Genomic DNA, 6,208 nt, shown 5'->3' with positions numbered 1-6,208 from the left:
ACAGCATCTAACTGATATTCTTCCAAAATAGCAGAAGGTTTTATTCCTACAACTTCTTGTGCTCTCGGATTTCCGGTATACACAACTTTTTTAGCATATTTACCAAATTCTGCACGCGCTTCTTCAAAGCAAACGGCTATTTTGGTTACATAACGTGCTAAGAATTTGTTGGTTACGCCTGCCACGCTGTTTTGTTCATGAATGATAGTTGGTATACCCAGTTTTGATGCGGCGTAAACAACTGGAGCACAAACATAGCCGCCAGTACCGATAACAACATCAGGTTGAAATGCTTTAACAATCTTTTTAGATTTTTGTATGCTTTTAATAAATAACTGAATTGTTTTAACATTGCTGATCGAAAGCGAACGTTTAAAACCTTGTATTTCCACAGACTCAAACGCAATGCCTGCATTTCGAACAATTCGACTTTCTAATCCTTTTTCAGTTCCTATATAAAGAATCTCAACAGAAGGATCTAAAGCTTGCAGTCTTCTAATCAGGGCTAAGGCTGGATAGATATGACCTCCTGTGCCGCCGCCGGATAATAAAATTTTCATTTTTATGTAAGGCCATTTTGAGGGCCTACTCCTCCTCTTCTTCTTTAGCAATTAACTGACTGATCGATTGAATAAAGGCATCGCCTCGAACTTCAAAACTTCGGTATTGATCCCAGCTTGCACAAGCAGGCGATAACAGAATCACTTCTCCTGGCTGGCTTATTTCAAAAGCTACCGGAACAGCTGCTTCTACGTTTTGCACGAATTCGATTTGTTGGACACCCGCTTTTTTTCCTGTTTCTGCCAATTTTGCAGCTGTTTCGCCAAACAAAACTAACGCTTTTACTCTTTTTAATTCTGGTATCAACTCATCAAAATCGTTTCCGCGATCTAAGCCGCCCGCTAGCAAAATAACCGGAACATCAAAACCCTTTAAGGCGTTCTTTGTTGCTAAATTATTTGTTGCTTTTGAATCATTGTAGAAACGTCTTTGCTGATATTCTCTCACGAATTGAGTCCGATGCTTTACTCCAGAAAATTGTTGCAGGCATTCACGTATGGCCCCATTTTCTTGGTTGAGCAATTTAGCGACCGCTATAGCAGCCATTGCATTTTCAACATTGTGATCTCCTGGAACTAAAATAGAGGCTTTGTTCATGACAGGCTCATCTCGGTAAAAAATCACTTCATTTTCTAAATACACTCCATTGCTTACGCGTTCAAGTCGAGAAAACGGAATAATTTGAGCTTGACTGCTTTTAGCCAATTCTCTCAGTTCTGGTTGATCCCAATTAACAACCAGATAATCATCAGCAGTTTGGTTTTCAGTGATTCGCATTTTGGCTGCAACATATTCTTCTCTTGTTCCATGGTAATCCAAATGGGCAGAATAAATATTTGTAATAACTGCAATATGAGGTTTCATTTCTGTGATTCCCATCAATTGAAAACTAGAAAGCTCCATTATGATTTCATCGTCAACTGTTGCCTGTTGCGCTACTAGACTAGCCGGAGTCCCGATATTGCCTGCTACATAGGCATGGCCATTTTCCCGGTTCATATTCAACAACTCAGCTATCATGGTAGTTGTCGTCGTTTTTCCATTAGTCCCAGTTACACCAATCAGCATACTCTCAGCAACTTCATAAGCTAGTTCTACTTCTGTAATGACCGGTATTTGTTTTTCCAACGCACGAACAATGATAGGATTATTATACATAATTCCCGGATTCTTAACGATCCATTCAAAATCCTCATCTAATAGTTCAACAGGATGTCCGCCAGTTACTACACGAATACCGGATTCTAATAATTCTTGAGCCTCCGGATTTTCATCAAAGCTTTTATAATCATTCACTGTTACTAAAGCACCTAATGAATGAAGCAATTTGGCAGCATTAACCCCGCTTAGAGCCAAACCTAAAACTAAAACTTTTGTATTTTCATAACGTTTAATTTTCTTCATTGCTAAACCTCTTTCTAACTGGACTATTTTCAAACTAAGCAAAGTGACAATGACTAACTAACGAGTCCTTTCCTCTTACTTATTTTTATCTAGAGAATGATCCATAAACATAAACTAGCTGTAATCAAACCGATAAACCAAAATGTTCCTACTACCCGCCATTCACTCCAACCACTCATTTCGAAATGATGGTGAATAGGACTCATTTTGAAAACCCGTTTTCCAGTTAGTTTAAAAGATGTCACTTGAATCATGACACTTGCTGTTTCGATTACGAAAATAAGCCCAATCAACAGCAAAGACCATTCTTGCTTCAATAAAATAGAGATAGCAGCTAACCCGCCACCTAAAGCTAATGAACCAACATCTCCCATAAAGATTTTTGCTGGTTTTTTATTGAAAAAGAAAAAACCAACCAATCCGCCGCTGACGGTTAAACAAAAAATCAATACATCTGTTTGGGCTTGCTGCCAAGCAATAATAGCGTAGGCACTATAGGCAATTGTTGCTGTCCCAGCCACTAGTCCATCCAAGCCATCCGTTAAGTTAACGGCATTAGAAAAACCAACCAGCCAAAACAGTAGAAAGATTCCATACAGCCAGCCAAAATGAACATTTCCAAAGAAAGGAAGAGCTAAGTCAGTTGAAAAGCCGTTCATTAGATACACAATAAAAAATAGAAAGCCGCCAACTAGTTGTCCAATTAATTTTTGTTTAGAAGTTAAACCTAAATTACGTTTTTTAAAAATCTTAATAAAATCATCTAAAAAACCGAGTATTCCATAAAGCAATGTAATAAACAGCAATAAACCTAAACTGACAGTGAAACTTTGTTGCCATATCCCTGTCCAAATGCTAGAGATAGCTGTTGCGATGAGAAAAACGACTCCTCCCATCGTAGGCGTACCTGATTTAACCTCATGCCATTTTGGTCCTTCATCTCTTGTTGTTTGTCCTAATTGTTTTGTTCTAAAGTAGCCAATGACAATTGGCATTGCCATGATAGTCAAAGCAAAACTACTGACCCATGGCAATAACATTTCTGTCCAATGCATGTTTAATCGCTCCTAAAATTCTTTGTTTTTTAATTTAACCGCTTGTCTGGCTTCTTCTACATCATCAAAATGATGCTTTTCTGTTCCGATGATTTGATAATCTTCATGTCCTTTACCCGCAATGATAATAATATCTTTGCTGGTTGCTTGTTCAACAGCAGCCTGAATGGCAGCTCTGCGATCCGGTATCATTTGATATGTGCCTTCTTCCAAGTCGACTACCATTTCATTTAGAATAGCCTGCGGATCTTCAGTACGCGGATTATCCGATGTAAAGATAGCATGGTCTGCATGTGTATAAGCTACATCAGCCATAATGGGGCGTTTAGTCCGATCACGGTCTCCGCCGCACCCTACTACACAGTAAACCTGACCCTCTTTTATTTCATTCACAGCATTCAAAACATTTAACAGGCCATCAGGAGTATGAGCATAATCCACAATGATAGCAAAGTCTTGTTCTCCCTGCACTACTTCAAATCTTCCTCTGACCCCTTCGATTTTTGCTATAGAAGAGAGGATACTTGGCAACGCCAATCCTGAAGCATAAGCAGCGGCAATAGCTGCTAAAGAATTTGAAACATTAAACTTCCCAATCATTTTCATTTGGACTGGATATTCTTCTTCTTTAAAAACCAATGTAAAACTAGTGCCTTTATTAGTTATTTTTAAATCAGACGCTCTAAAATCTGCTGGTTGATCAATACCATAAGAATAAACCTGAGCCGCTGTCTTATTTTGATAACTTCTGCCAACTGGATCATCAAAATTTAAAACGGCATATTTAGGTTCTTCAACTTGATAACTATTGCCTAATTGTGAAAACAATAATTCTTTAGCGTGCGCATATTCTTCCATTGTATGATGATATTCTAAATGATCTTGGCTTAAGTTGGTAAAAACAGCGATATCGAAATCTGTTCCCCAAACACGTCCCTGTACTAATGCATGTGAGGATACTTCCATTGAGCAAGTAGTAACTCCGGCTTTTTTCATTTCTCTTAATGTTTTTTGTAATGTAAGACTATCTGGAGTCGTATTTTTTGTTTCATGTACTTTGTCGCCTATACGACGGTACATGGTTCCAATGACTCCTGTCGTTTCTTGATGGTCTCGAAAAATTTGGTCTAATAAGTGAGTAACCGTTGTTTTACCATTTGTTCCTGTGACTCCTATCACACGCAGTTCTTGACTTGGTTGTTGATAAAAGTGACTTGCCAATACAGCCATTGCTTTTTCCGTATTTGAAACGTAGACTACAGGTACAGCTACTTCGATTTTTTCACTTGCAATAACCAGTACCGCTCCCTTTTCAACGGCTTCTCCCGCTAGGTCATGTCCATTACGAATAGCACCTGCTATACAGATAAAGGCAGAGCCAGGTTCTATTTCTCGTGTATCTTGTGTCACTTTACTAATTGTCAATTCTTGTGGAATCGGCAATGAAGTATTTTTTACAATAAGCGGTGCGATTAATTCAGTTGCTTTCATATCTTCCACCTTTTCTATTCTTGAGGAGAGGCTAATGTCACATCAATTTTTTCTTCACTTTGCATATTAGCTTGTGGGGCCAAACTTTGATTAACGACATAACCTTCTCCTTTAAATGTAAATTCAATCCCTGTAATTTCAGCTACTTTCAATGCATCATTTTTTGACCATCCTGTCATATCAGGCATCGTCATTGCGCCATTTGTCATTAACATAATCCGCTGATTTTTAATAGTCATTTTATCAGGAAGCGGTAATTGTTGTACTATTGTATCACCATTTCCAATAACGGTCACATCTAACTTAGTCTCTTCTAATTGTTTTAACGCTTCTTCTTTAGATACACCTGTTACTTTTGGCATTTCTACTTGGTTTGTATCCTCTGGTTCAGATTCATCGGTTAAATGCTGGTATTCAAGCGCCCGTTTCATAACCGGATTAAAGATAGCTTGCACTACATCGCCACCCACCAAGGAAGGATCAGTGATAGTTGGCTGCTGTACGGTCACATATAAAACAACTTTTGGATCATCAGCCGGTGCCATCCCTACCACAGAAAAAATATAATTATTCCCTCCGCTATAATATTTTTTGGTTTCAGGATTGACAATTTGTGCAGTCCCCGTTTTTGCAGCAATCTCATAACCATCGATCTGGTAGCCTTGACCAGTACCATTTTTGCTATAAACGACTTCTTTTAAATAATTCAATGCTTGGTCTGCCGTTTCCTTAGAAATAGGTTCATTGACCACTTCTGGTTTAATCACAGTCTCTTTTCCAGTTGCTGGGTCAACGATTTTGCTGATGTATTGCGGCTTCATCATTTTGCCTTCATTCGCAATAGCAGAGTAAGCTTGCATCATTTGAAAAACGGTAACTGTTACTCCTTGCCCGAAGGACGTATTCGCTTTTTCCAAAGGCCATTGATACGGGTTCGATCCTTCTTGTTCATTTGGAAGACCTGAATTAGTTGTTTTCCCGATTCCAAATTCATCCATATACTTCTTCCAATCGTCTTCTCCCATTTTTTCCATTAGGTTAACGAATCCTACGTTACTCGAACGCTCGAGACCTTCTAAAAAGCTGATTTGTCCCCACCCATTTACATTATGGTCGGTTACTATCCCGCCTTCTACTTTTTTCGAACCCGACATATAGGTTTCATTTGGGTTAAATACGCCCTCATTGATAGCAGCGGCAAGCGTTAAAACTTTCATTGTTGAACCTGGCTCAAAAGTATTTTCAACTAACAAGTTTTGCCATAAGTCGCCAATTCCTTCTTTTGTAGTCCCATTAAAAGACGGTCGTTGTGAAGCAGCAATAATTGCCCCAGTTTCCGGATTCATTAAAGTTGCAGTCATCTCTACCGGCTTGTATTTTTCATTTACTTCAGTCATAACACTTTCCAAATATACTTGCATTCTTTTATCAAGCGTCAGATAAATGTCTTTTCCATCTACCGGTTCTGTGGTTTCAACAGAAGAATTAGGCAAAACATACCCAAAACTATCTTTTTGGTATTTCATTGATCCATCTGTACCCGTTAACACATCATTATAAGCTTGTTCCACGCCCATTAATCCTTTTAAATCAGTACGAGATGTCGTTTCTTTAGTTTCTCCATTTTTATCCGTTGGCAGTTCCGCATACCCCACTAGATGTGAAGCAAAAATACCATTTGGATAAAGACGAGTAGG

The 6,208-nt window shown here is 38.6% G+C and carries 5 protein-coding genes; all 5 read right to left on the bottom strand.

What is annotated here, in order from left to right; translation table 11 throughout:
• A partial coding sequence (locus tag RT405_RS06665) for a glycosyltransferase (protein ID WP_313468596.1) occupies positions 1-560 on the bottom strand: 560 nt, incomplete at its 3' end.
• Between the two features lie 25 nt (positions 561-585).
• Positions 586-1,965, bottom strand: a complete 1,380-nt coding sequence (gene murD / locus RT405_RS06660; RefSeq protein WP_313468595.1) for a UDP-N-acetylmuramoyl-L-alanine--D-glutamate ligase — start codon at positions 1,963-1,965, stop codon at positions 586-588.
• 89 nt (positions 1,966-2,054) lie between these two features.
• Complete coding sequence (gene mraY, locus RT405_RS06655; RefSeq protein ID WP_313468593.1) at positions 2,055-3,020, bottom strand: phospho-N-acetylmuramoyl-pentapeptide-transferase; 966 nt, start codon at positions 3,018-3,020, stop codon at positions 2,055-2,057.
• Positions 3,021-3,032: 12 nt separating this feature from the next.
• Positions 3,033-4,511: a UDP-N-acetylmuramoyl-L-alanyl-D-glutamate--2,6-diaminopimelate ligase gene (locus RT405_RS06650; RefSeq protein ID WP_313468591.1), complete on the bottom strand. Its 1,479-nt coding sequence runs from the start codon at positions 4,509-4,511 to the stop codon at positions 3,033-3,035.
• Between the two features lie 14 nt (positions 4,512-4,525).
• On the bottom strand, positions 4,526-6,208 hold a 1,683-nt coding region (locus RT405_RS06645; protein ID WP_313468590.1), incomplete at its 5' end, for a penicillin-binding protein.

Origin of the sequence: Carnobacterium sp. (assembly GCF_032094055.1) — a bacterium.
Classification (GTDB): Bacteria; Bacillota; Bacilli; order Lactobacillales; family Carnobacteriaceae; genus Carnobacterium_A.
This window is presented reverse-complemented; position numbering and strand designations above follow the sequence as displayed.

Excerpts from the sequence above, each read along its gene's own strand:
- RT405_RS06650 (WP_313468591.1), bottom strand. The coding sequence starts at position 4,511 with ATGAAAGCAACTGAATTAATCGCACCGCTTATTGTAAAAAATACTTCA.
- murD (WP_313468595.1), bottom strand. The coding sequence starts at position 1,965 with ATGAAGAAAATTAAACGTTATGAAAATACAAAAGTTTTAGTTTTAGGT.
- mraY (WP_313468593.1), bottom strand. The coding sequence starts at position 3,020 with ATGCATTGGACAGAAATGTTATTGCCATGGGTCAGTAGTTTTGCTTTG.